Origin of the sequence: Sphingobium baderi (assembly GCF_001456115.1) — a bacterium.
In the GTDB taxonomy this organism is placed as follows: Bacteria; Pseudomonadota; Alphaproteobacteria; order Sphingomonadales; family Sphingomonadaceae; genus Sphingobium; species Sphingobium baderi_A.
Map to the genome: position 1 here is coordinate 1306646 of NZ_CP013264.1, position 24821 is coordinate 1331466.

The following is a 24821-nucleotide window of genomic DNA, read 5'->3' on the forward strand; positions in this document are numbered from 1 at the left end:
TCCGATGCTGCAATAGGCCGTAATCATGCTGCACGACGCTGTCTCCCTGCTTGCCCGTCAAGACGACGTTCCTTCCACTTTCCCAGCCCACTCCGCGCACGATGTAAAGGGTTCTGCACCCGGTGTCGTCCAGGGAAAAGCCCCATGACGATCAAAGCTTAGCTATTCTCTAATCTTTCCTGCCTATGGGCATGATATGGATATGGCAACGCATCCTTCCGCGTCGGCGGGTCATCCGCATGCGCGCTTGCGCCGTGCTCGCTGGGCCGATCTGGCCAGCGCGGCGGCGGAGGCGAACGCATTTTATGCGCCGGACATGCTGGAGGCGGCTCTGGACCATCTCGCAGTCCATAAGGGCGTGCGGTTGATCGAGGCGCAGGAGGAAGGCCGTTCCATAGGCCTTCTACCGGTCATCATGGCGCCGAACCATGGGCGCCTGCCCGTTCCCTGCGTAGTCAACTGGATGCACGACCATTGCTTTTTCGGCGCGCCTCTTGTCCGGCAGGGGCATGAGCTAGCCGCGTGGCGCAGTTTTCTGGCGCAGCTTGACGATGCCGATTGGGCGTCGGGTTTCCTGCATCTGGAATCTCTGGATGCGGCGGGCGCCAATGCAGCAGCTCTGGAGGCGCTTTGTGTCGAGCAACGGCGCGGGCGGCGGGAAATCCATCGCTATGACCGCGCCATGCTGCGATCCGACCTGTCAGCCGATGATTATTGGGAAACCCACGTCCGCGCCAAGAAACGCAAGGAATTGCGTCGTCTGCAAAAGCGGCTGGCGGAATTGGGCCATATGGAGCCCCGGCTTTTGGCCAGCGCGGCGGACCTGCCGCTATGGTGTCAGGATTTCCTGACGCTGGAAGCATCCGGGTGGAAGGGGCAGCACGGAACCGCACTGGCGTGCAAAAAGGGCGACGAAGCCTTTTTCCGCACGGCCTGCGCTGCGGCCCTTGAAGCCGGACGGCTGCATTTCCTTCGGATGGATCTGGACGGTCGCGCCATCGCCATGCTCGTCAATTTCCGTCATGGCGAAGGCGCCTTTTCCTTCAAGATCGCCTTTGACGAGGCGTTGGGGCGTTTTTCGCCCGGCGTATTGATCGAGATCGCTAATCTCCATGCCGTGCAGGGCGACCCGGGCATGACGTGGATGGATAGCTGCGCCGCCGCCGATCATCCCATGATCGACAGCCTGTGGGCGGAGCGACGGACCATCGTGCAATATCGCATCGCCTTGCACGGGCGCGGCGTCAGGCGCCTGGCTCGCGGAGCGGCCTTCACGCTCGCCAACGGCGTCGAACGGATAAGCCAGATCATGAAAGGACAGGCATGACCGCCCATGGTTCGATCACGCCGGGGAAGGAAACGACCACCCGGATATTCTCCGATAGCGCGCGCGTGGCTTTCACCGCTGCCTATCCCGATCAGGCGGCGCCGCTTACCCATGATCTTGTCGATCATCCGCTGCTGACGCTGGCGGCTCTGGCCGATCTGGCGGAGCGTATGCCGGCGGGGAGCGTCGAATATAATCTGGGAGCATTGCCGCTGGGCGTTCGCCCGGACGAAACGCCCTCCAACGGCCTGACGCTGGGCGAGACGATCCGGACCATAGAGACCAACGGCAGCTGGGCCGTACTGAAGAATGTGGAGCGGGACGCGATCTATGGCGCGTTACTGGATCAGGCGTTGGCGGAATTGGAACCCATGGTGGCGCGCAGGACAGGGCCGATGTTGCATCGGGAAGCGTTCATCTTCCTGTCCTCTCCCGGCAGCGTCACGCCCTTTCACATGGACCCCGAGCATAATATCCTGCTCCAGATTCGCGGAACCAAGACAATGACAGTCTTTCCGGCGCGCGACGAAGAACTGGTGCCGCCATGCAAGAGCGAGGATTTCCACAATGGCGGCCATCGCAATCTGGAATGGCGGGATGCATTCCTGTCGCGCGGGATTCCTGTTCTGCTGGAGCCGGGCGATGCGATACATGTGCCGGTGAAGGCGCCGCATTTCGTCCAGAATGGATCTGCCGTTTCGATCAGCCTGTCTATCACATGGCGGTCCGAACGCAGCGTGGCCGAGGGAGAGTTGCACAGCTTCAACGGGCTGCTTCGGCGCTGGAAAATGCCGATCGGGAAAGTCACCCGATGGCCCGAAAAGCAGATCGGGCGCCGGTTCGTCTATCGCATCATGCGGAAATTGGGCGCCTGAGCAGCCGTCGGAGCGTGGCTTCGGCCTCCAGACGGGGAGAGAAGCGTTCCAGCGCCCACCATTGCAGACGGTCCTCGCAAGTGGCCAGACTCTGCTTGTATCGATCCTTGCCCGCCAGCAGCGAATAGAGGTTGAGGTCGTGCGTCGCATAATTGCCGACAGCCGCCGCATGGCACAGGAGGCCCGGCTTGTCCTTGGCAGAGCGCGGCGCGGTGAAGGCGGACTGATAGTTCATCGCCACGCCGCGATGGATGAAGTTGAGAAGCAGTCCGACTGGATCGGCATCGCCATCGCCGCCGTCTGTGAACCGCAGCAGTTCGACATTTCCCTCCTCCAGTCCGCGTTCGGCGATGATGGCGACGAACCTGCGGAAGGCGGCATTGTCCCAGGCATTGTCCGCATGACGCCCCTGATTGAGCATCCGCATCTCCTCCAGCCATGGTTCGAGATCGGCGCGGCTGGCCCGGGCGACGGTGGGAAGCGCGCCGCCACGTTCCTTCATCGCGCGACGAATCTGACTGCGCGTGTTGGCGCTCAGCAGCGAGAGATAATCCCCTTTGGCAGCGCGCACGGCTTCAAGATCGATCTGATATACCGGGGATTCATCGAGCTTCGCCCTGCGGTGGGCAGGGAAGTCCAGCAGCGGCGATTCCGGCGCGACGCCCGCAAGGTGCAGTACGCGCCAATCCTTGCGCGCGCCGATTGCCGATAGAACGGTGCGGGCAACCGGCAATTCCTGATCCGTCAGGATGAGCAGGCCGTTATATTCGATGAATGGGCGGTCCGCGCCATCATCGCCCGCCTGATTGAGACAGAGCGTGGCGGCCCTGCCCAGCAGACGTGGCATCATCGCATGGCCGACAAGCGCGAGTGCGATGTCATGCCCCTCATCGTTGGTAACGGCCAGGAGTTCGGGCCGCACGTCATAGGCATCAAGCCAAGCGCCGATCCATGTCCAGCCGAGAAAGAAGGAAGCGTCCGACTGCGCCTCCATCGTTCGCCAGCGGGCTTCGAGCGTTGTCCTGTCGGGAAGGGGAGAGAAATGCGCGCGAAGGGCCATGTCCCCTTGTGGCAAAGGCGTGGCCCTGGTCAAGCGGATAGGACGACATCAGGGGCGGAGTCGCCGAACCGGATCGATCGAGCCATCCGGCCGCACACCGGCCACCGCCAGCTCATGGCCCATCTGGCCCGTAAGGAAGCGATACCACATACGGAAATCGGCGCGCAGGGACCAGAAGGGATAATGGAAGGTCGCCGGCTTATTATGTTCAATCAGGCTATGACCGACCCATGCGAAGCCGTAACCGGCAAAAGGAATGGCGGCCAGCAGCCACCAGCCCTCAACCAGCAGTAGCGCTGCCATCGCCAATGCGACTACCAGCGTCGTGCCGACATAATGCAGCGCACGCGTGCCTGGGCGCGCATGTTCCTGAAGATAATAGGGCCAGAATTCCCGAAAGCAGGTGAACCTGTCCACGTCGCTCCTCTCTCGGCAGGAGAATAACCGCTGTAAGGGAGCCTGTTAAGCCGGATGCGTCAGGCTGTGCGCCTGGCGGGAGCGAAGAGGAAATAATCATAGGCGGCGCGGGCGGCATGGGCCATGATGCTGTCCCGCGTTTCCCGGCCCTTATAATCCTTCATCACGAAAACGGATATCGTGAACATTCGCCCGTCGGGCAGAGTGACAATGCCGACATCGCCCCCATAGCCGTTCAGCGACCCGGTCTTGTGTGCGATCCGGGTGCCAGGCGGCAGCATGGCCTTCAGGCGCGCCTTGCCCGTGTGACAACGTTCCATCATGTCCAGCAGATAAGCGGTGCTGGCAGGCTTGAGCGCTTTGCCCAGCTGGATATTGGCGAGCAGTGCGTTCATCGCGCGCGGCGTCGAGGTGTCGCGGGGATCGCGCGTGAAGGCGATGTTGGGCATGTCGCGCGCGTCGCGCTCGCGTAGTGACGAATCCGCCTCCAGCGCCGCAGCGACATTGCGACGAAAGCTGCCCGCGGCCGGGCTGATGCCCATGGCGCGATAGAGCAGATGGGCGGTGTCGCTGTCGACGCGCAGCCCCTTGACGCCCAGCGCGCCGACCCATTCGTCTATCGCGGCGGGGCCGCCCGCGCGCGCCACCAGAGCATCGGTCGCATCATTGTCGCTATGGGTCAGCATCAGATCGATGAGGTCATGGACCGACCGCGATTTCGCGGGCAACGGCGGATCGAGCAAGTCTTGAAGGTTGAGCGTTCCCGCATCCACCATCGAGAGAATCTTGCCCGCCACAGCGACCTTATATGTGCTGGCCATGGGGAACAGCGTATCGCCGTTCAGCGATTGCTCCTCCCCGGTCGACAGATCCTGCACGGCGATGCCGACGGTGCCGTCGGTCAGCACCGCGAAGCTCTGGAACTGAGCAAGGAGCCGCGCTTCGGCGGTTTGCTGCGGGAGGCTTTTGACAGGGCCGAAAGCATCCGCCGCGGGCAGCGGGGCGAGGAACAGGCCAAGGGCGGCAATGATAGCGCCAAAAGTGCGAGAAAGCGGCATGGCCGTTCTCTCCTCTATCCCGCCGTAGGAGGCAAGAGGCTTTGGGGTCGCCCGGTTGACAGGGGTTTGCCGTCCGGTTCATCACCCGAAACATGAGTGACACCATCAAGCTGGACGAAAGTTGGCGGGAGCCGATGCTGGGCGAGTTTCAGAGTCCCTATATGCAGGCGCTCAAGCGCTTCCTGGAAGGGGAAAAGGTCAGCGGGAAGCGGGTGTTTCCCAAGGGCAGCGAATATTTTCGCGCGCTCGACCTGACGCCGCTGGACAGGGTGAAGGTCGTGATTCTGGGGCAGGACCCCTATCATGGCGAGGGGCAGGCGCATGGGCTGTGCTTCAGCGTGAGACCGGGCGTGCGGACGCCGCCTTCGCTGGTCAATATCTACAAGGAATTGAATAGCGATCTGGGCATCGCGCCGCCGCGCCACGGATTCCTGGAGCATTGGGCACGGCAGGGGGTGCTACTGCTCAACAGCGTGCTGACCGTCGAAATGGGCCGCGCCGCTTCGCATCAGGGCAAGGGATGGGAACAGTTCACCGACGCCATCATCCGGCTGGTCAATCAAAAGGAGGAGCCCGTCGTGTTCCTGTTGTGGGGCGCCTATGCCCAGCGCAAGGCCGGATTCGTCGATCCATCGAAACATCTGGTGTTGAAGGCCGCGCATCCCTCGCCACTGTCGGCGCATAATGGCTTTCTGGGCTGCCGCCATTTCTCGCGCGCTAATGCGTTTCTAGAGGAGAAGGGGCGCGGCGCGATCGACTGGGCCTTGCCGGAAGTGGCCGCCGCCTGAAAATCAGACGACTCGACGCGGGGAAGGGAGAGCGATGCAATGGGTAACGTCATTAACCTGCGGCAGGCGCGCAAAGCCAAGATGCGGGACGAGAAGGAACGGCTCGCGCAGGCTAATCGCGCGAAATTCGGCCGCAGCAAGGCGGAGCGGCTGGAAACGGAAGCCGAGGAAGCCCGCCGGGTTCGCGCTCTGGATGGGGCGCGGCGGGAGAAGGAGGGGTCGGACGCATCCTAGACTTGCCTTGATCGGATAGTGCCGTGCCGAATCTGCCCATGCGGCATGGATGCGGTTGCGCTCAAGGTCCGTGCCTGATACCGGCGCGCCCAATATCCGCGCCAGTTCCGAAGGAAGGTTGCTTCGCCCATGTCCGCTTCCAATCCCGACAAGATCAATCGCATCGTCCTCGCCTTTTCCGGCGGGCTGGATACGAGCGTAATCCTGAAATGGCTGCAACAGACCTATCAGTGCGAAGTCGTGACCTTCACGGCCGATCTGGGGCAGGGCGAGGAACTGGAGCCTGCGCGCGCCAAGGCTCGGCTGATGGGCGTCAAGGAAGAGCATATCTTCATCGACGACCTGCGCGAAGAATTCGTGAAGGACTATGTGTTCCCGATGATGCGCGCCAATGCGCTTTATGAGGGGCTGTACCTGCTCGGCACCTCCATCGCCCGTCCGCTGATCGCCAAGCGGCAGATCGAGATCGCGAAGCAGGTCGGCGCCGACGCCGTATCCCACGGCGCGACCGGCAAGGGCAATGATCAGGTGCGTTTCGAGCTGGGCTATTATGCGTTGCAGCCGGACATCAAAGTGATCGCGCCGTGGCGCGAATGGGATTTGACCAGCCGCACGAAGCTGATCGAGTTCGCGGAAAAGCACCAGATCCCAATTCCGCGCGACAAGCGGGGGGAAAGCCCGTTTTCGACCGACGCGAACATGCTCCATACCTCGTCCGAAGGGAAGGTTCTGGAAGATCCGTGGGACGAAACGCCCGATTATGTCTACTCGCGCACGGTGAACCCGGAGGACGCGCCCGACGCGCCGGAATATATCACCATTGATTTCGAGCGCGGCGACGGCGTGGCGATCAATGGCGTGGGCATGACGCCCGCGACTTTGCTCGAAACGCTTAACGAATATGGCCGCAAGCATGGCATCGGGCGGCTCGACCTGGTCGAGAACCGCTTCGTCGGTATGAAGTCGCGCGGCATGTATGAAACGCCGGGCGGCACCATCTATCACCTTGCCCATCGCGGCATCGAACAGGTGACGCTGGATCGCGGCGCGGCGCATCTGAAGGACGAACTCGCGCCCAAATATGCCGAGCTGATCTATAACGGCTTCTGGTTCTCGCCGGAGCGGGAGATGCTGCAGGCCGCCATCGACCACAGCCAGGAGAAGGTGACGGGCACCGTCCGCCTCAAGCTCTACAAGGGCGGGGTCTATGTCGTGGGCCGCAAGTCGCCTTATTCGCTCTACAGCGAAAAGGTCGTGACGTTCGAGGACGATGCGGGCGCCTATGACCAGCGCGACGCGGCGGGCTTCATCAAGCTCAATGCGCTGCGGCTGCGGCTGCTGGGCCGCCGGGATCGCTGAGATTTCGGCGTCTCGCCGTTACACATTGCGACATTTTATTCCGTGACATGACACAGTTGCGGGACAAGTCTTGCCGATAAGCGTTTCCAGGGACGGCCTCCGCCGTTCGTGACAGACATTTGGAAGGAAGACTGACATGATCCGCAAGTTCATGATGACGGTGGCCGCTGGCGCTTTGTTGACAGGGGGCCTTGCCGCTTCGCACATCGCTGCGGCGCAGGACGGCCCCGGTCGCGGCGGTCCGCGCGGCGGCATGATGATGATGGCCGATGCCAATAAGGACGGCAATCTCACCAAGGCGGAACTGACCGCCTCTCTCGAAGCGCGCTTTGCGAAGATGGACGCCAACAAGGATGGCAAGCTGAGCAAGGAGGACTGGGAACTGCGCCGCCAGCAGCGGCAGGAAGCCCGCTTCGCGCAGCTTGACACCGACAAGAACGGCCAGATCAGCAAGGCCGAATTCACCGCCAAGCCTGATCGCAGCGCCGAGGCGGGCAAGCACGGCGGGCCGGATGGACGTCATTGGAGCGGCCGCCATCATCGCGGCTTCGGCAAGGGCATGAAAGCTGGACCGGACGGCGCGCAGGCTGGTCCCGTCACGCGTGAGCAGTTCGTGGCGCGCGGCGTGGCGATGTTCGACCGGGCCGACGCGAACAAGGACGGCACTGTCACCACCGAGGAGATGAAGGCCGCGCATCAGGCCATGCGGAAGGCGTGGCAGGACCGCAAGGGATCGGATTCTGCGCCTGCCGCAGACACGCCCGCCGACTGACACGCACAATATGGGAAGGGCGGGGGCAGTTTGCCTTCACCCTTCCCCTCTCTTCCCAGCCGTGACAGAAGCCTGAAACATGAGCGAACGACCCCATTTGCTGCTCGTCGATGACGAGCGTTCGATCCGCGAGCCGCTGGCGCAATATCTGACGCGCAACGGTTTTCGCGTCACCGCCGTCGAAAGCGCGGCGGAAGCGCGGGTGCGGCTCAATGCCAACGCGATCGACCTGGTGGTGCTCGACATCATGATGCCGGGCGAGGACGGCCTGTCGCTGTGCCGCCATATCCGCGAGACGAGCGAGATTCCCGTGATCCTCCTGACCGCCAGGTCGGAGGAGACGGATCGCATCGTAGGGCTGGAAATGGGCGCGGACGACTATGTGCTGAAGCCCTTCTCCCCGCGCGAACTGGTGGCGCGGATCAAGGTGATCTTCCGCCGCGTCGCCACCGGTGGCCAGCGGGTGACGGCTCCCGACGGCGCGACCTATGCTTTTGCCGGATGGTTGCTCAAGACGCAGGAACGCACGCTGGTGGACGCCGAGGGGGTGGCGCTGCCGCTGTCGACGGCGGAGTATAATCTGATGATGGCCTTCGCCACCCGGCCCAACCAGGTGTTGAGCCGCGACCAGTTGCTCGACATCACGCAAGGGCGCGAAGCCAACGCCTTCGATCGCGCCATCGACAACCAGATCAGCCGCCTACGCAAGAAGATCGAACCGGACCCCAAGAACCCGACGCTTATCAAGACGGTTTGGGGCGGCGGCTATACCTTGTCGGCGGAGGTACGCAGGCTGTGAAGCGGTTGCGACTGTGGCCCCAGAGCCTTGTCGGGCAGGTCATCCTGCTGGTCGCCATCGCGCTGTTCGTGGCGCAGGCGATCAATTTCGCGCTCTTGCTGCGGGAACGGAACCGGCTGGAACTTACCGGGCAAACCGCCCCCGCCGTTTATCGCATCGTGGACGCGCTCGACAGTCGCGGCGACCGGCGAGCCGACGACCGGCGGGTGCGGGCGCGCTTTACCGATGCGCCACCGCGTGTCGAAGGACAACGGCGTCCCGATGTCGAAAGCCGGGCGGCGGCGATGTTCGAGGATATCGGGTTGCAGATGCGGTCCATTCGGGCGGTGCAGGACAGCGAAAGCCTGCCCATGCGTCGCTGGGAACGCCTTCGTGCCCGGGCGTCGGGTGCAGAACCGGTTATGCACAATGTAGGCCGATTGGTTATGGCGGCCGAATATGAGCCGGGCAAATGGGTCGTGACGCAGACGCGCACGGGTGAGCGGCCGCAACGTTTTGGCGGCTGGCTGATCGGACAGACTGCTATCCTTTATGTCATCGTGCTGTTGCCGTTATTGTGGGTAGGGCGCCGGCTGGCGCGTCCGTTGCGGCAATTGACGGAGTCCGCCGAGCAGTTCGCGCGAACCGGCGCCGCCGATCCGGTGGATGAGCGCGGGCCGGGCGATGTGCGCCAACTCACGACCGCTTTCAACGCGATGCGCGCGCGCATTTTCCTGATGCTGAATGAAAAGGACCGGATGCTGGGTGCGATCGGCCATGATCTGCGTACGCCGCTTGCCTCGCTGCGGGTCCGCACCGAATCGGTGGAGGATGAAGGCGAGCGCGCCCGCATGTCCGAAACCATTGATGAGATGAACCGGATGCTGGAGGACATATTGTCGCTCGCGCGGGCCGGGCGGAGCAGCGAGTCCACGCAGAAGGTCGATCTTTCGGCTTTGGCGGATGCGGTGGTGGAGGATTTCCTGGAACTGGGATCGCCGGTCGACATGGCCGAGAGCGCTCGCGCCGTGGCCAATGTGCGCCCGCAGCAGATTCGCCGGGCCCTCCGCAACCTTATCGAAAACGCCACGGTCTATGGCGAGCGGGCGCATGTTTCGGTGGCGCGCCGGGATGGCGCCATTCACCTGATCGTGGAAGATGACGGCCCCGGTATCGCTGAAGATCGCATGGAAGAGATGATGGAGCCGTTCACCCGGTTGGAGGGATCGCGCAATCGCGATACCGGCGGCGCGGGCTTGGGTCTGGCGCTGGTACGAGCGATCATGGCCGAGCATGGCGGATCGTTGCACCTCGCCAACCGCGCAGAAGGCGGGTTGGAGGCGAGCTTGATTTTGCCTGCATAGGTATTTGCGGGCGATTGGCGCGATTGAGGAATGGGCGGGTTGTCGCTCCTCACCCCCGTTCGTCCTGAGTAGGGGCTGAGCGAAGTCGAAGACCCGTATGGGGCCGACGCGCCACATGTCCTTCGATATGCCTCTTCGATAGGCTCAGGAGCTGCTCAGGACGAACGGCGCGCTGCCGTTCCGCCCCCCCCGAACCGGTACACGGCGCAACACTGCAAAAGTGCGGTATTTCCAGTCAATGCTTACCAGGTTTGCCGGACGCGCCCGGCGCGGCCGGGTTTATCAATTCCGCGCCCGCCGGAAGGCCCGTGCCACCCATGTTGAGGCGCAGGGCCTGTTCGCGGGCCACGCGGAGGGGGTTATCCCGTTCCTTGATCTCAGCTCTGGTTTCCGCATCCATCTCTGCATTGGCATCGGGCGTTTCCGCGCCGCGCGTCCAGCCCAGGACGATCGACATGCGCCGGTTGCGCGGGTCATAGGCATCGTCCTTCACGAAGGGTTCGCGGTCGGCCACGCCTTCGATCCGGGCGAAGCGGGCATTGCCGATTCCTTCGTCCGACAGCGCCTTGCGTGTTGCTTCGGCGCGGGCGGAGGACAGCATCCAGTTGTTCATCGTCCGCCCTGCCGCATAGGGCAGGCCGTCGGTATGGCCGCGCACGATCAGCGGATTGGGCATGGTTTCGAGCACGTTGGCGACTTCACCCACCAGCGCGCGCGCCTGCGGCAGTAGTCGGTCGGTGCCCATCGAGAACATGGCGAAATCCGCTTCGTCGATCAGGTCGATGCGAAGCCCTTCGCGCGTTTCGGTGAAGCGCACATTCTTGCGGAGATTCTGCATGCCCCGGCGCGTCATGCGTGCTTCAAGGTCTTTCTTGATCGATTCGAACTTGGCGCGGTCGGCCGCCCGCAACCCCTTGCCGCCCTGATCCGCCGTTCCGCTCGCATCGCGGGGGATGGTCATGGACATGGTGCCCTGACCGCCGGTGGTCGGGTAATTTTCCTTCCCCTTGATGCTGTCGCCGCCCAGCAGGCCATTCGCGCCCGCCGATGCCATCTTCATTTCGATAAGGGTCGGGGTGAAATAGTCGGCCAGCGCCTTGCGCTGTTTTTCGGTTGTCGCGCCGAGCAGCCACATCAGTAGGAAGAACGCCATCATTGCCGTCACGAAGTCGGCATAGGCGACCTTCCATGCGCCGCCATGATGGCCACCATGTCCTTCGACGATGATCTTCTTGACGATGATCGGTCTTGGTTCAGGCTCGTTCGCGCCGCGCTTCTTTTCGGCCATGGCTTATTTGCCCCGCATGCCGTCGAACACTTCGGCGAAGGCTGGCTGGTTCGCATGAGTGAGGCTGGAGCGCGCCGCTTCGATGACGAGCGGCTGGGGATGGCCGTGGAGCGAGGCTATGATGATCTGCTTCACGACATGATACATGGAGCCGTCCGCCTCGATCACGCTCCGGCAGCGGTTGGCGAAGGGATTGACCATGCCATAGGCGAGCAAGACGCCCAGGAAGGTGCCCACCAGCGCCGAACCGATCATCGCGCCAAGGATGGCGGGCGGCTGGTCGATAGCGCCCATGGTCTTGACCACGCCGAGGACCGCCGCGACGATGCCCAGAGCAGGCAGGGCGTCGGCGAGTCCCTGAAGATTGTCGGCGGGCTTCAGTGCCTCATGATGATGGGTCTTGAGCGCATTGTCCATAACCTCCTCGACCGCATGGGGATCGAGCGTGCCGGACGACACGACAACCAGCCGCAGCGTGTCGCTGATAAGGTGGATCAGCGTCTTGTCGCCCATTAGGCGCGGATATTCGGTGAAGATGGTGGAACTGCCCGGATCTTCGATATGCGGTTCCAGCGCAACCGGCCCTTCGACGCGGAGCGTCTTCATCAGGCGGCTGACGAGGAAGATGCAGTCTAGGAAATCCTGCTTCTTGTATTTGGGGCCTTTGAATACTTTCCCAACGCCGCCGCCCAGCGCCTTGAGGTCCGCGCCGCTATTACCGATGATAAGCGCGCCGACGGCTGCGCCGCCGATGATCAGCATTTCGTGAGGAAGGGCGTGCAGAACCGGGCCGATGTCGCCGCCGGTGAAGATGAACCCACCAAACACCATGACGAGCAGGACGACGAGGCCGATAATAGCGAACATGAAAATCCCCGAAAATTTTGCCCGAAGGGGCCAACCCCGTCAGCATCCCGTGCAATGCCGTTTCATTGGTTAATACGGTTTGGTTAGCGTTCAGTTTAGGAGCGCGCGCCCTTTTTTCCGATCAGCCGATAAGGTCGAACAGCGTCTGCTTGTTGATGCGCGCGAATGCGGACTGGGCGGCGTTGAGCTGAAGCAGCTTGGCCTGAACCGAAGATATGACCTGCGCGAGATCGGTCGATTCCAGTGTGGAGCGGCGTTCGGTCAGGTCCAGATCAACATCGGTCAGCCGCGCACCGACCACGTCGAGGCGATCGGATCTGACGCCCTGTTTCGCCAGCTCGACGATGATATGGCTCTGGCCCGCCTGGATGCTTTCCAGCGCCGTTCCGATGTCGCTGTCACTGCCGCTTGAAACGGCCGTGATGCTCTGATTCAATATGTCGTCGATCGACATTGCCGTGCCGTCCACGTCGATCCCTTCCGAAACCTGCTGGCGTGTCCCGACCACTGCCAGGTTGAGGCCCCGGCTGACCGGCACCAGAACGCTTTGTCCGTCATCGAACACCGACACGCCTTGATAATCCTTCTGGTTCAGCAATTCGCCTACGGTGGTGCGGATGGTCTTGAGTTCCTCGACGATGGCGCCACGACTCGTGTCGTTGAGCGAACCATTGCGGACCGAGATCACGAGATCCTGCGCCCGCACCAGCAGGTTGTTGATTTCGTCCAGATTGGATTCGGCATTGGAGGCGCGGGTCGTGCCATAGCTGACATTGGCTTGCCAGGCCGCCTGCTGCGCCTGTGCGCGGCCGATGTCCGAAACCTGCACCCATGCAAGGGCATTGTCGGACGGCCTGGTCAGCGTCACGCCGGAGGAAATGGCGGTCTGGCCCGCGATGATGCTTTGCGACAGCTGCTGCTGACGGCGGATTTCGGCGGTAAGGGTCTTGTTGGTGATGCCAACCATCGGTCAGGCCTTTCCCGTTCAGATAAGTTGCAGGATGGAGTCGACGGTTTCCTTGGCGACCTGCAATATCTTCGCGCAGCCCGAAAAGGCCTGCTGAAGGCGCAGCAGATCGGCCGCTTCCATATCGAGGTCCACGCCGCTCACCGCTTCGCGCGCGGCGACGGCCTGATCGGCGCGGCCCTGCGCGGTGGTCTGCTCCGCCTTGGTGGCGGTCAGCAGATTGGCATGGGTCGCGATCAACGCGGTCCAGTTCTGCTCCACGCTGCCATTGCCGCGCAGAGCCGATTGCACGGTCAGCAGATTGCCGTTGAGCGTACCGTCGGTCGACCGTGTTGCCAGAGCCGCCGGATCAGTGATGAGGGCCGCCATATTGGCCGCGCCACCGCCATAGGACAGGAGCGCGCCGCCCGCTGCAAGCGCGTCGGTCTGGCCCTGCGCGTGCCAGGCGTTCATGTCGGTCACGAACTGCTGGGCGAGAGTGTCGAGACTTGCGCGCCGGTCGGTGACGGTCTGCGCGGCGGAGAACAGGCCGCCCAACGTTCCGTTAGCGGGCGCGGCGAGCGCGGTGCCGCCGCTGGTCTCGAAGGAGAGCGTGCCATTGGGGTTAGCGCTGACCGCCACCTTCGTCGCGGCATCGCCCTGCACGAGCGTTTGCCCGTTGAAGCTGATCTGCACCGAATCATGCGCGCCGAAGCTGATGTCGACGTTCAGGTTTTCCGAAAGCTGCTGCAACGCCGCGTCCCGGCTGTCGAGCAACTGGGCATAAGCAGAGGTGCCGGGTTGCGCCCGCAGCAGACTGCCGTTGATATTGGCGAGCTGGTCGAGGGCGATGTTGATGTTCGCCACCGACGCCTGGGCTTCGGTGGCGATACCGCTGGACGCGTTGCCGAGGTCGGCGGCGGTCTGGCGAAAGGCTTCGGCCACGCGGCTGATGCTGTCCAGCGTCGTTACGCGCAGCGATGTGTCGCTGGGGCTGGCGGCCAGCTTGTCCATATTCTGGAACATGCCGGTCATCAGCTTGCCGATGCCGGTGTCGGTATCGTTGAGCGCGGTTTCGGTATCGGTCAGCCAGCGCATCCGCGCGGTCGAACTGCCCAGCGCCATGCCGGTCAGGCGCACCGCGGTGTCCAGATAGGGATCGGTGGCGCGATTGACGCCGGCGATCTGCGTGCCGCCGAAATTGGCCCTTGAAATGTACAAGGCCATGGTGGCGGTCGAAGCGCCGGATTCAATAGTCGTCACCGAGCGGCGCGAATAGCCGTCGGTGTTGGCGTTGGCGATATTTTCCGACACGGCCCCCATCGCGGCGCGATAGGCCCGCGTGCCAGACGCGCCGATGACGAAGAGGTCGCTCATGGGCTCTTATCCTGTGTGGGAGTGGCGGGCGGCTGCGCCTTGCCGCCGAACTGGCTCAGCAGCAGCTCGGCAATGCCAAGGCTGCCCTTTTGCGCCATGCTGTCGGCGGTACGGGCGTCGGCCATGTCGCGGAACTGTTCCGACGCGCTGGTGTCGAGCAGGCTATCCCCCATGCTGGAGGAGCGCATCGCGCCAATCATCTGGCGCAGGAAGATCGCCTCGAACTGCTGCGCCGCCTTTTGCAGCGCGGTTTTGTCCGCGTTCCCGCCATTGGAGGCGGAGGTTCCTGTAACGGTCGAAATCTGCATCACAACACCACCAGATCAGCTTTCATGGCGCCCGCCTGTTTCAAGGCTTCGAGGATCGCGACCATGTCGGCGGGAGAAGCCCCGATGGCGTTGACCGCCTTCACTATATCGGCCAGAGACGCGCCACCTTTAAAATTGACCATCGGTCTTTTCTGTTCGTCGATCTGGATCGAACTGGATTGCTCCACCGCAGTCTGCCCGCGCGAAAAGGGGGCGGGTTGGACGACACGGGGCGCTTCGTTGACGGAGACGGTCAGTTTTCCGTGCGCCACGGCGGCGGGATGGATCTTGACCGCGCCGTTGATGACCACGGTGCCGGTGCGGGCGTTGACGATGACGCGGGCGGGCGCGTCGGCGGGCGAGACTTCGATATTCTCGATCATGCCCATCATCATGATGCGGTCTTCCGCGCCGGGCGCGGCGCTGATGGCGACCGAGACGGCGTCCATGGCGCGGGCGCGCTGGTCGCCGAAGGTGCGGTTGATGCCGTCCGCCACGCGCAGCGCTGTGGTGAGGTCGGCTTCCGCCAGATTGAAGGTGAGCGTGGGCGCGGTGTCGAAGCCGGTCGCGACCGCGCGCTCGACGGTCGCGCCGCTCGGGATGCGCCCGGCGGAGGGGACGTTGACCGACACCTGGCTGCCGTCCGCGCCGGAAACGCCGAGGCCGCCGACGGCGAGGTTGCCTTGCGCCATGGCGTAGATTTCATTGTCCGCGCCGCGCAGGGGCGTCATGATGAGCGTGCCGCCGCGCAGCGACTTGGCCTTGCCGAGCGCGGAGACGGTGACGTCGAGGCGCTGGCCGGGCTTGGCGAAGGCGGGGAGGTCGGCGGTGACGAGCACGGCCGCCGCGTTCTTGAGCGCCGGGTTGACGCCCTGCGGCAGCGTGAGGCCGAAGCGCGAGACGACGCCCTTCATGCCCTGCGTCGCATAGTCGAGGCTGTCGTCGCCCGTGCCCGCGAGGCCCACCACGATGCCGTAGCCGGTGAGCTGGTTAGGGCGCACGCCCTGGAAGGTGCCGAGGTCCTTGATCCGTTCCGCATGGGCGGGGACGGCGAGCAAAGTCATGAATGAGATGGCGAAGAGAACGATTGTTCGCAGCGGCTGTAGGAGATTGGACATGTTGGAAATCTCCATCAGAAGGGGCTGATCATCGAGAAGAAGCGTTGCAGCCAGCCCTGACGGCTGGCGCGGGCGATTTCGCCCTTGCCGGTATAGATGATCTTCGCGTCGGCCACGCGGGTGGAGGCGATGCGGTTGTCCGGGCTGATGTCCGCCTGACGGACAAGGCCGCTGATCTGGATGAATTCGTCGCCGCGATTGAGGGTCAGGGCCTTTTCGCCCTTCACCAGCATCGTGCCGTTGGGATAGACCGCCGCGATGGTCACGGTGATCTCGCCATTGAGGGCATTGGACTGGGTCGCGTTGCCCTTGCCGGTGAAGCCGCTCTGGCCGCCCATGGCGACGTCGCTGGCGGAGAAGAGCTTGGAGAGCACGCCGGTGGTGGGCGGGGTCAGGCCGATATTGCCGTTGCGGCTGGTGTCGGCGCTGTTGCTCTTGGTCGCCTGCGTGCGTTCGACCAGGACGATGGTGATGATGTCGCCCACGCTGGTCGCGCGCGCCCCGCTGGTGAGCGGCGTGTAGCCCATCGACGCCTGAAAGATCGAGCCGTTGGCGGCGGGCGCGGCGGGCTGCGCCACGACCGTGGGGGCGTAATATTGCCGTTCCTCCTCGCGCTGCTTCTTGCCCGCGATGGCGGGGGAAGCGATCAGCGACAGGGCGGCGATGGAGGCGGAAAGGGCGCGCATCAACCGGCTCACAACTGCTGGTTTACATATTGGAGCATCTCGTCGGTCGCCTTGATCATCTTGGAATTGACCTCATAGGCGCGCTGGGTTTCGATCATGTCGACCAGCTCCTCGACCACATTGACGTTCGAGGTTTCGAGATTGCCGGAGCGGATCGCGCCGCGCCCATCCAGGCCCGCGACGCCGACCTGCGGCGTGCCGCTGGCCGCCGTTTCGAGCAGCATGTTGCCGCCGATCGGCTGGAGGCCGGACGCATTCATGAAATTGGCAAGCTCGATCTGGCCGAGCTGGGTCGCTTCCGTCTGGCCCTGCAAGGTGGCGGAGACGGTGCCGTCATTGCCGATGGTGAGGCCGGTCGTGCCTTCGGGCACGGTGATCTGCGGGATCAGCGGCAGGCCGTCGCTGGTGACGACGACGCCTTCGGCCGTGGTCGTGAAATTGCCCGCGCGGGTATAGGCGATGGAGCCGTCGGGCCGCTGCACCTGAAAGAAGCCCGCGCCCTCGATCGCCATGTCGAGCGCGTTGCCGGTTTCCTGCAACGTGCCCTGGGTGTTGATCTTGCTGGTGCCCTGCATCGAGACGCCGGAGCCGAGATTGAGGCCGGTCGCGAACTTGTTTTCCGTGTCGGAGTTCGCGCCCGCCGCCACCATCTGCTGATAGGCGAGGGTTTCGAAATCGGCGCGGTCGCGCTTGAAGCCGGTCGTGTTGACGTTCGCCAGGTTGTTGGCGATCACGCGCATCTTCGTGTTCTGCGCGTCAAGGCCGGTGCGGGCGACATGAAGGGCTGCGTTGGTCATCGTCTCTTGTCTCCGTGGAGCCGTATCGGCTCAGTCCTGCCTGTTGAAAAGCAAGGTTCGTGCCAAATTAACCATCAAGGCGCATGAGCGATGCGCCGCCGTCATCGAGCTGTTTCGCGGTGTCGATCATCTTGACCTGCGTTTCCCACGCCCGGCTCGCCTCGATCATCTGGACGAGGGCCGCTGTCGCATTGACGTTGGAGCCTTCGACCGATCCGGCGGTGACGGTGGCGAGCGGATCCTGCGGCAACGCGCCGCCATTCGTCTCGCGGAACAGGCCGTCCGTGCCCTTGGCGATGGAGGAGCCGGTGGCGTTGACGAGTTTCAGGCCATCGACGCGCTGCGGGTTGGCGGCGTCGCCCCCCTGCGGCACGCCCCAGATGCTGCCGTCCTGCGCGATGGAGAGGCTGTCCATCTGCGGCAGGGTGATGGGACCGCCTTCGCCCAGCACGGGCAGGCCGTCGCCGGTGGTCAGCAGGCCGCTGTCGGTGAGTTTAAGGTCGCCCCGGCGCGTATAGGCTTCGCTGCCGTCCGCGGCCTGAACGGCGAGCAAGGCGTCGCCGTTCATCGCCACGTCCAGCGGATTGCCGGTCGCGGTGACTGCCCCCTGCGCCATGTCGGCGGCGATCACCTGTTCGGACGCCTGCGCCCGCGTGTCGAAGGTATCGCCCTTGATCCAGCGCGTCTCGGCATTGGCGATCTCTGCGCGGAAGCCAACGGTGTTGACGTTCGCGAGATTGTTGGAAATCGCCGCCTGCCGCGCCATCGCGCCGCGCATTGCGGTGAGTGCCGTGTTGACGAGCCGGTCCATGGGTTTGTCCTGTTTCCTGTCTTGTCCGACCCGTTCGCTCTGTTTGAACGAGCCGCTTGTCTCGTCCAAAATGTCGAAGGCTCTGCTGAGGCGAAGTCGAAGCACTTCGCTTCGCTCAGCGGAAGGCTTCGACTTCGCTCAGCCCGAACGGGAAAGAGCTTTAATTTCCGGCTGGTTTATGACCGCATGTTGACGATGGTCGTCGACAGCGTGTTCGCCGCCTCGATCGCCTTGGCGTTCGCCTGGAAGTTGCGCTGGGCGGAGATCAGGCTGACCAGTTCCTCCGTGATATCCACGTTGGAGCGTTCCAGCGTGCCGGACTGGATCGATCCGAAAAGGCCGCTATTGGCGGTGCCGAACATCGGGTCGCCGCTGGCCGCGGTCGAATACCAGTGCGCGTCGCCGCGCTGGCGCAGGCCGTCCTGGCTGTTGAAGGCGGCCATGGCGGCGGTGCCCAGATGGACGGTGGTGCCATCGGCATAGACGCCGGTGATGTCGCCATTTTCCGCCACGCCGACGCTGGAAAGCTGGTTGCCGGTGCCGCCGTCGGGCCAGTTGGTCGGAACCTTGAGATCGACGAGGTCGCCGGTGCCCAGCGTGCCGGTCGCGGTGGGCGCGCCGGTCACGGGATCGACCGGGATCACCTGAAGCCGCGCGCCGGTGGTGTCGACGACATAACGGTCGTTCGTCACCGAAAAAGCGCCGTTGCGGGTGTAGCTGACCTGATCGTCGGCGGTGCGCTTGACGGTGAAGAAGCCTTCGCCAGTGATGGCGAGGTCCAGCGTCTTGTCGGTGCCCTGCGTCGTGCCCTGCGTGAACTGCTGGGTGATGCTCTGCACGCGGACGCCCTGGCCGGACACCTGCGTCGTGGTCTGCATCGGCGCGGCGGCGAAGATGTCGCCGAAATTGGCCTGGCTGCGCTTGAACGCGGTGGAGTTCACGTTGGCGACGTTGTTGGAGATGGTCGCAAGGTCGGTCTGGGCCGCCTTGAGGCCGGAAAGCGAGATGTAGAAGGACATGGCGTTGCTCCCTGGGTGAAAAGGATGAGGTTAAGCGAGACTGATGGCGTCGGCGGGGCTGTAGGTGCCCAGCGCGGTGATGAGTTTGGACGCGCTGCCGTCGGCGGGCGACTGGACGGCGGCGATGGCGGCCCAGCTTGCGACCCGATTGGGGTTCGCGCCGTTGACCTTGATCTGGAGCGGGCCGTCGGCGACGGTTTCGCCCGCCTCATCCTTGCCGTCCCAATAGAAATTGACGTCGCCCTTGGACTGGGCGCCCAGGTCGATGGTTTTGACCGTGTTGCCGTTGCCGTCGACCAGATCGACCGAGACGTTTTCGGCGTCGCTGCCAAGCGTGAGCTGGCCGATATACTGGCCCGCCGCGTCGGGGGCGGCGATATTGCTTTCGACCAGCATCGACTTGCCGATCCAGCTTGCCGCGTCGCCCAGGCGCGAGCCGGTAAGCTGCGAGGCGAGGCTTTTCATCGTCGCGTTCATTTCCGCGATGCCGCTGGAGTTGGTGATCGTCGCCATCTGGGCCACCATCTGGGCATTGTCCATCGGCTCGAACGGGTCTTGCGTCTGCATCTGGGCGGTGAGCAGGCGCAGGAAATCCGCCTGCCCCATTTCCGACTTGCCGGTCGCCTTGACGGTGGAAGGGCTATAGGCGGGAATGCCCGCGCTGTCGGTGACGTTCGAGGTCGTGCTCATTTGCCGATCCTTATGGTTTCCATCATCAGCGATTTGGCGGTGTTCAGCACCTGCACGTTGTTCTGGTACATGCGGGCGGTCTCGATCATGTCGACCAGCTCCGCATTGCTATCCACGGCCGCTTCCCAGACATCGCCATTGGCGTCGGCCAGCGGGTGATTGGGATCGTGGCGCTTGGTGGGCTGGGCGTTGGTGGTGACGACCTGTTCCACCTTCACGGTCGACACGCCGGGGCTGTCGGTGACGGAGCGGAAAACCGGCTTGATCGCGCGATAGGCGTCCGCCGCGCTGCCCGACACATTGCCCGCATTGGCCATGTTGGACGCGGTGGTGTTGAGGCGGACGAGCTGCGCGCTCATGGCGCGGCCGGCGATGTCGAAGACGTTCATGGGACCGGAGCCGCTCATGCTCATTCTCCCTTCAAGGCGCGGGTGATGGTGTTGATGCGGCCCTCCAGGAAGGAGAGGGTCGTGCGATATTTGACGGCGTTCTCCGCGAACAGCGTCTGTTCGGTGCTGAGTTCCACCGTGTTGCCGTCGAGGCTGGGTTGCAGGGGCACGCGGTAGCCCATGGAATCGTCGGCCGCTTTCGATACGTCGGCGGCGGATTTGCCCGCCTGCGTGGTCGCTTCCTTGAGCGCGGCGTCGAAGTCGATGTCGCGCGCCTTGTAGCCCGGCGTCGAGGCGTTGGCGATGTTGGACGCGAGCAGGGACAGGCGCTGCGAGCGAAGCGCCAGCGCCTTTCCATGTATCCCGAACAAACCGTCTTCCAGCGACATTTTCGTTTCCCGTCCCTTTTTGCCCCGATGGGCCTAAAACTTCGGTTCGCCGCGCCGTTCTGAAGCCTGATGGCGTGCAGTGCGGGCGATCCAGCCTGATATCCGCAAGAGCCGTGCCAATTTGCGTGGGTGACGCATCGGCAAAGGCGAAAGTGGCGGAAATCCGGGGGATTGCCTCAAGCAGGCGGCAAGGGCGGCAATTTTTTGCCGGGCGGCGGCAAGGCTTTGCCGGGCCCGGATGGAGCGGCGAGTCATGGTGGGAATATTGGGGCATCTGTTCGATCCGCTGACCTTGATGGCGATGGTCGCGGGCATCGGGCTGGTGGCGCTGTTGCAGAATGGCGGGGCGCATTTCGCGCGCGCCTTCGCTGCGCTGAGGCCGCTCGTCACGGCCCGCCCCGCGCGGGATCGCGATGCGGCGCGCGCGGCGATGCTCAGGATCGACCAGGTGGCGCAGTTGCGCGGGCTTTCCTGCACGGACCGGGTCAAGACCGCCGATCCCTTCCTGGGGGAAGCCGCGCGCCGCCTCGCCAATTGCGAGAAGGTGGAGCAGTTCGAGCTATGGGCCGCGCAGGCGCTGGCGGATCGCGGGCAAAGGCACGCGGCGGTCCGCAATGTGTGGCTGTCGATCGCCGACGCCGCGCCCGCGCTGGGCATGGCGGGGACGATCATCGGCCTTGTCGGCATGTTCGCGGCGATGGACGATCCCGCCAGGCTGGGGCCGTCCATGGCGCTCGCGCTGCTGACGACGCTCTATGGCGTGGTGATCGCGAATATCGTCGCCGCGCCGATTGCCGCGCGGCTGGCCGACCTGTCCGAGCGGGAACTGGCCTGGCAGCAGGAAGCCGTGGCGCGGATGCTGGCCATCGCGCGGCGCGAAAATGCACCGTTGCGGCGCGCTTCGATCCGTGAGGTCGCATGAGCGCGCCTCCCGCTCCAGCCATGGTCCGGCGAAACCGATGGGCCGTCAGCTTTGCCGATCTGCTGCTGTTGCTGCTGGCCTTCTTCGTGCTGTTGCAGGCGAGCGGGCAGCGGCGCGACGTCATGCTGGCGGGCCTGAGCCAGCAATTTGGCGGGCGGCCGATGCGGCAGGGGATCGAACTGCGCGCGGCGGAGCTGTTCGTGCCGGGCGAGGCGCTGCTGACTGGCGCGGGCAAGGCGCGGTTGACGGCCATTGCCCGCGAATTTTCGCGCGAAAGCGGCGGGATCGAGGTCCGCAGCCATGGCACGGACCCGGCGCGGCAGCGGTTCGATGACTGGGATCTGGCGGCGGCGCGGCTGGGCGCAGTGGCGCGGGCCTTGCGGGCCGAAGGGATTGCGGGCAGCCGTCTGGCGATCCGCGGGCTGGATCAGGCCGAAGGGAAGGCGGGGCAGGGACAGGTCATCCGCATCGCGCCTGATGTTAAGTGAGGCGCCAGGGAAATCATGCTCCTGCGAAGGCAGGAGCCTAGGGCGCTTGGACAAATTCCGTGTATCGGGGACGGCTAAAATGGGTGGGAAGTGGACGGTCTGCTATTCCCATCTCCGTTCGCCCTGAGCGAAGTCGAAGGGCAGGGCCGATCGTAGGGAGGCCACTTCGCTTTGCTCAGTGGAAGGCCCTGCGACGCCGCCTGCGGTGTCGCTCAGGACAGGCTTCGACTTCGCTCAGCCCGAACAGAGGTAAAGTGGCGACTATTGGCCGTTTTCAGCCCATCGGATTTTGTCCACGCCGCTTGGTCCCGTGCTGTGATCTGGGCTCCTGCCTTTACAGGAGCGCGGGATCGTTGCGTTCGGTTTCGGAAAACTGGCACGAAAATTGCTGAAATACACGAAAGACATCCGCATTCGGAGACTGATCGTGTTGAAACTGTCCACATTCTGCCTTGTCGCCTTCGTCATGATGAGCGCCCGACCGGCGCTGGCGCAGCAGAAATTCGAGAATCTGGATCGGATCGACAGTCTGGTGGCGATGACCGTGGGCGCCAATCTGGGCGAGCCGGGCGGACCCGCCGCGCCGGTCGACCGGCGGCTGAAACTGGCGGCCTGTCCCACCACGCCCAATGTCGAGGGGCCGGTTTTCGGCGCCGCGATGGTGAAGTGCGATGCGCTGGGCTGGCGTATCCGGGTGCCTTTGGTCCCCGGCGGCGCGGCGGCGGCGTCCGGGCCGGTGGCGCGCTATGGCATGGCGAGCAGGCCGGCGCCGAAGGAAAACGCGGTCAAGCGCGGCGACCCCGTGCAATTGATGGCGGGCAACGCGGTGTTCAGCGTATCGCGCATGATGATCGCGGACGAAGATGGCGCGGTCGGAGAGACGATCCGCGTGCGCGAGGACAGGAAATCGTCGCCCATTTTGGCGCAGGTCGTGGAAATGGGAATTGTGCGCGTTCCGGGATTTAATGATTTTTGAACTTGTCCGTTATAGACGGTAGGGACGAGTGAAGGATTGAACCCATGATCAAGTCAGTTGGCCAGAGCCTGAGCGCCGCAGTCGAAGCTTCCCGCATCCGGGATGGCGGCAAGGTGCGCGCATCCTCCGTGGGCACGGCTGGCGCGCCCGCTTCATCGGCGGCTTCGGCAAGCCCGGCGGCCCGCATGGCGGCGCAAGGCGCGCCGGTCGACATGGATCGCGTCGCGGCGATCAAGGCGGCCATCGCATCGGGCAATTATCCGGTCGATCCGGCGGCGATTGCCGACCGGATGCTGGCGCTCGACCTGCCGGTCGCGGGTTAGTTCATGCCGCTCGGCCTTGCCGCCCTCGATCATCTGCGGACCGCCTGCGAGGATTTGCGGGCGGTGCTCGACGGATATGATGCCGCCGCGATCGACGCGGCCAGCGCGAAGGTCGGGCAGGCGGCGGCGTCGGTGCGCGCCATCGGGGCATGGCGTTCCGAACCGGACGTGACGGAACGGCTGAAGGCCATCGCGACTCTGCTGGAAATGGCGCGGGTGCGGACGAGGGTGCTGTCCGATCGCACGAATCAGAAGCTGAATGTCCTGGCGGTCCGTGGCGCGGAAAACGCGCCGCTGGTCTACGGGCGTTAGATTTTTCTTCCCCGCAATGATGGGAAAGGGCGCCTTTGGGCGCTTTTTTTGTGGCTGATGGGTTTCGGGCGTGAGCGGACATAGCCCAACGGAGTCGGGATTGGCGGAGCGTTCGCTTTCCCCCAAAACCATGCGCCAGCACACTCCATCATCCGCCTTTCCGAAAAGGCGCTGCATTTTCTTGCGAGCGCGTTAACCAAATATTGGCATAAGGCTTGCTCTAATGATCCCCGCTAGCAAAGGGGATTGTTCACAGTGTCGGCATTCGCGGACATCACGGTAACGGGGGCTTCGGCCGGCAATCGCGTCACCAACGCGATCGCCATGGCCAGCCGCAGGACGGGCGTCGATTTCGGCTACCTGCTGGGGCAGGCGAAGATCGAAAGCAGCCTCAATCCCAATGCGCGCGCGTCGACGTCGTCCGCGCGGGGCCTTTATCAATTCATCGACCAGAGCTGGCTCGCCGTCATCGACAAGCATGGCAGCGAATATGGCCTTGGCTGGGCCGCCGATGCGGTCAGCCGGGGTAGCAATGGCCGCTATTATGTGTCGGACCCGAATTTGCGGCAGCAGATACTGGATCTGCGGAGCCACCCGGAGACGGCTTCGGTCATGGCGGCGGAACATGCCGCGGACAACAAAGCCTATCTGGAGCAGCGGCTGGGCCGTGAAGCGCAGCCGGTCGACCTCTATCTCGCGCACTTCCTGGGCGTGGGCGGGGCCGCCAAGTTCCTGTCCACGCATGATCGCGCGCCGCAGGCGACGGCGGCTTCGCTGTTCCCGGCGGCGGCGCGGGCCAATCGGTCGATCTTCTACGACAGGCAGGGCCATGCCCGCAGCTTCGCCGAGATTCGCGACCGTTTCGCGGGCAAGCTGCAAAAAGGCATGGATTCGATCGGCGGCGATGTCCGCTATGCCGATGCCTCCGCGTCCCTGCCCGCCAATGCCAAGACCATTCAGCCCGCCGATTATGTGCGGATCGAAACCCAGCGCCTTGCCAGCGCGGCGGACGTCACCGTGACGCCCCAGCCGCAGACGGCGCGCCTCGCCTATCTCATGCTCGCCACCCTCGGAAGGTAACGG

General features: G+C 64.0%; 30 protein-coding genes. 14 read left to right on the plus strand and 16 right to left on the minus strand.

All coding sequences use genetic code 11. The features are described from left to right. The first annotated feature begins 196 nt into the window (after positions 1-196). Positions 197-1327 carry a GNAT family N-acetyltransferase gene (locus tag ATN00_RS06510; RefSeq protein WP_062063347.1) on the plus strand — a complete coding sequence of 377 codons (1131 nt, stop codon included), beginning with the start codon at positions 197-199 and terminating at the stop codon, positions 1325-1327. Further along, complete coding sequence (locus ATN00_RS06515) at positions 1324-2202, plus strand: cupin-like domain-containing protein (RefSeq protein ID WP_062063349.1); 879 nt, start codon at positions 1324-1326, stop codon at positions 2200-2202. The genes ATN00_RS06510 and ATN00_RS06515 overlap by 4 nt, the downstream gene beginning before the upstream one ends. Here ATN00_RS06515 and ATN00_RS06520 read toward each other — a convergent pair. The 3 genes from ATN00_RS06520 to ATN00_RS06530 are packed head-to-tail and all read right to left on the minus strand — an operon-like array spanning position 2180 to position 4737. Continuing rightward, complete coding sequence (locus tag ATN00_RS06520) at positions 2180-3262, minus strand: GNAT family N-acetyltransferase (protein ID WP_062063351.1); 1083 nt, start codon at positions 3260-3262, stop codon at positions 2180-2182. The two genes, ATN00_RS06515 and ATN00_RS06520, sit on opposite strands and share 23 nt — an antisense overlap. 48 nt (positions 3263-3310) lie before the next feature. Beyond that, complete coding sequence (locus tag ATN00_RS06525; RefSeq protein ID WP_062063353.1) at positions 3311-3679, minus strand: Mpo1-like protein; 369 nt, start codon at positions 3677-3679, stop codon at positions 3311-3313. 59 nt (positions 3680-3738) lie between these two features. Continuing rightward, positions 3739-4737, minus strand: a complete 999-nt coding sequence (locus tag ATN00_RS06530; RefSeq protein WP_062063355.1) for a serine hydrolase — start codon at positions 4735-4737, stop codon at positions 3739-3741. 92 nt (positions 4738-4829) lie between these two features. On the opposite strand from ATN00_RS06530, the gene ung reads away from it, so the two are divergent. The 6 genes from ung (at position 4830) to ATN00_RS06560 (ending at position 10032) form a co-directional block, all read left to right on the plus strand. After that, complete coding sequence (gene ung / locus ATN00_RS06535; protein WP_062063356.1) at positions 4830-5525, plus strand: uracil-DNA glycosylase; 696 nt, start codon at positions 4830-4832, stop codon at positions 5523-5525. Positions 5526-5564: 39 nt separating this feature from the next. After that, the gene (locus tag ATN00_RS06540; RefSeq protein ID WP_062063358.1) at positions 5565-5759 is read left to right on the plus strand and encodes a DUF4169 family protein; all 195 of its coding nucleotides are present in this window, start codon (positions 5565-5567) and stop codon (positions 5757-5759) included. Positions 5760-5888: 129 nt separating this feature from the next. Next, positions 5889-7118: an argininosuccinate synthase gene (locus ATN00_RS06545; protein ID WP_062063360.1), complete on the plus strand. Its 1230-nt coding sequence runs from the start codon at positions 5889-5891 to the stop codon at positions 7116-7118. A 136-nt stretch (positions 7119-7254) separates the two neighbouring features. Further along, the gene (locus tag ATN00_RS06550; protein WP_062063363.1) at positions 7255-7890 is read left to right on the plus strand and encodes an EF-hand domain-containing protein; all 636 of its coding nucleotides are present in this window, start codon (positions 7255-7257) and stop codon (positions 7888-7890) included. Between the two features lie 79 nt (positions 7891-7969). Then, on the plus strand, positions 7970-8689 hold the full coding sequence (locus ATN00_RS06555) for a response regulator (RefSeq protein WP_062063365.1): 720 nt from the start codon (positions 7970-7972) through the stop codon (positions 8687-8689). Then, positions 8686-10032, plus strand: coding sequence for an ATP-binding protein (locus tag ATN00_RS06560; RefSeq protein WP_062063367.1), 1347 nt, complete (start codon positions 8686-8688; stop codon positions 10030-10032). Before ATN00_RS06555 ends, ATN00_RS06560 begins: the two co-directional genes overlap by 4 nt. Positions 10033-10267: 235 nt before the next feature. Here ATN00_RS06560 and ATN00_RS06565 read toward each other — a convergent pair whose 3' ends face one another. The 13 genes from ATN00_RS06565 to flgB all read right to left on the minus strand — a co-directional run bounded on the left by ATN00_RS06565 (position 10268) and on the right by flgB (position 20717). Continuing rightward, positions 10268-11320 carry a flagellar motor protein MotB gene (locus tag ATN00_RS06565; protein ID WP_062063369.1) on the minus strand — a complete coding sequence of 351 codons (1053 nt, stop codon included), beginning with the start codon at positions 11318-11320 and terminating at the stop codon, positions 10268-10270. A gap of 3 nt (positions 11321-11323) precedes the next feature. Then, positions 11324-12187 (minus strand): flagellar motor stator protein MotA, encoded by an 864-nt coding sequence (gene motA / locus ATN00_RS06570; RefSeq protein ID WP_062063371.1) that lies wholly within the window; start codon positions 12185-12187, stop codon positions 11324-11326. A gap of 121 nt (positions 12188-12308) precedes the next feature. Beyond that, a complete protein-coding gene (locus ATN00_RS06575; protein ID WP_062063373.1) occupies positions 12309-13154 on the minus strand; it encodes a flagellin in 846 nt (281 codons plus the stop codon). Between the two features lie 18 nt (positions 13155-13172). Then, entirely contained in the window at positions 13173-14510 is a 1338-nt protein-coding gene (gene flgK / locus ATN00_RS06580) for a flagellar hook-associated protein FlgK (protein ID WP_062063375.1), read from the minus strand. Beyond that, entirely contained in the window at positions 14507-14818 is a 312-nt protein-coding gene (locus ATN00_RS06585) for a rod-binding protein (RefSeq protein ID WP_062063377.1), read from the minus strand. The genes flgK and ATN00_RS06585 overlap by 4 nt, the downstream gene beginning before the upstream one ends. Beyond that, positions 14818-15936 (minus strand): flagellar basal body P-ring protein FlgI, encoded by a 1119-nt coding sequence (locus ATN00_RS06590; protein ID WP_062068485.1) that lies wholly within the window; start codon positions 15934-15936, stop codon positions 14818-14820. The genes ATN00_RS06585 and ATN00_RS06590 overlap by 1 nt, the downstream gene beginning before the upstream one ends. 14 nt (positions 15937-15950) lie before the next feature. Further along, positions 15951-16622 carry a flagellar basal body L-ring protein FlgH gene (locus ATN00_RS06595; protein ID WP_021244559.1) on the minus strand — a complete coding sequence of 224 codons (672 nt, stop codon included), beginning with the start codon at positions 16620-16622 and terminating at the stop codon, positions 15951-15953. Between the two features lie 8 nt (positions 16623-16630). Beyond that, complete coding sequence (flgG, locus tag ATN00_RS06600; RefSeq protein WP_021244560.1) at positions 16631-17419, minus strand: flagellar basal-body rod protein FlgG; 789 nt, start codon at positions 17417-17419, stop codon at positions 16631-16633. A 67-nt stretch (positions 17420-17486) separates the two neighbouring features. Next, entirely contained in the window at positions 17487-18230 is a 744-nt protein-coding gene (locus tag ATN00_RS06605; protein WP_021244561.1) for a flagellar basal body rod protein FlgF, read from the minus strand. Between the two features lie 176 nt (positions 18231-18406). Further along, positions 18407-19249: a flagellar hook-basal body complex protein gene (locus ATN00_RS06610; RefSeq protein ID WP_021244562.1), complete on the minus strand. Its 843-nt coding sequence runs from the start codon at positions 19247-19249 to the stop codon at positions 18407-18409. Between the two features lie 30 nt (positions 19250-19279). Continuing rightward, positions 19280-19939 carry a flagellar hook assembly protein FlgD gene (locus ATN00_RS06615; RefSeq protein ID WP_021244563.1) on the minus strand — a complete coding sequence of 220 codons (660 nt, stop codon included), beginning with the start codon at positions 19937-19939 and terminating at the stop codon, positions 19280-19282. After that, positions 19936-20346: a flagellar basal body rod protein FlgC gene (flgC, locus tag ATN00_RS06620; RefSeq protein ID WP_021244564.1), complete on the minus strand. Its 411-nt coding sequence runs from the start codon at positions 20344-20346 to the stop codon at positions 19936-19938. Before flgC ends, ATN00_RS06615 begins: the two co-directional genes overlap by 4 nt. Positions 20347-20348: 2 nt before the next feature. After that, a complete protein-coding gene (gene flgB / locus ATN00_RS06625; RefSeq protein ID WP_021244565.1) occupies positions 20349-20717 on the minus strand; it encodes a flagellar basal body rod protein FlgB in 369 nt (122 codons plus the stop codon). Positions 20718-20970: 253 nt separating this feature from the next. On the opposite strand from flgB, the gene ATN00_RS06630 reads away from it, so the two are divergent. From ATN00_RS06630 to ATN00_RS06655, 6 genes are all read left to right on the plus strand, one after another. After that, a complete protein-coding gene (locus ATN00_RS06630) occupies positions 20971-21639 on the plus strand; it encodes a MotA/TolQ/ExbB proton channel family protein (RefSeq protein ID WP_062063378.1) in 669 nt (222 codons plus the stop codon). Continuing rightward, the gene (locus ATN00_RS06635) at positions 21636-22127 is read left to right on the plus strand and encodes a flagellar motor protein MotB (RefSeq protein WP_062063380.1); all 492 of its coding nucleotides are present in this window, start codon (positions 21636-21638) and stop codon (positions 22125-22127) included. Before ATN00_RS06630 ends, ATN00_RS06635 begins: the two co-directional genes overlap by 4 nt. Positions 22128-22596: 469 nt before the next feature. Continuing rightward, positions 22597-23103, plus strand: coding sequence for a flagella basal body P-ring formation protein FlgA (locus ATN00_RS06640; RefSeq protein WP_082635302.1), 507 nt, complete (start codon positions 22597-22599; stop codon positions 23101-23103). Positions 23104-23147: 44 nt separating this feature from the next. Continuing rightward, entirely contained in the window at positions 23148-23426 is a 279-nt protein-coding gene (flgM, locus tag ATN00_RS06645) for a flagellar biosynthesis anti-sigma factor FlgM (protein ID WP_021244569.1), read from the plus strand. A 3-nt stretch (positions 23427-23429) separates the two neighbouring features. Next, a complete protein-coding gene (locus tag ATN00_RS06650) occupies positions 23430-23738 on the plus strand; it encodes a hypothetical protein (RefSeq protein ID WP_062063381.1) in 309 nt (102 codons plus the stop codon). A gap of 255 nt (positions 23739-23993) precedes the next feature. Then, the gene (locus ATN00_RS06655; protein WP_062068488.1) at positions 23994-24818 is read left to right on the plus strand and encodes a lysozyme family protein; all 825 of its coding nucleotides are present in this window, start codon (positions 23994-23996) and stop codon (positions 24816-24818) included. Positions 24819-24821: the final 3 nt, after the last annotated feature.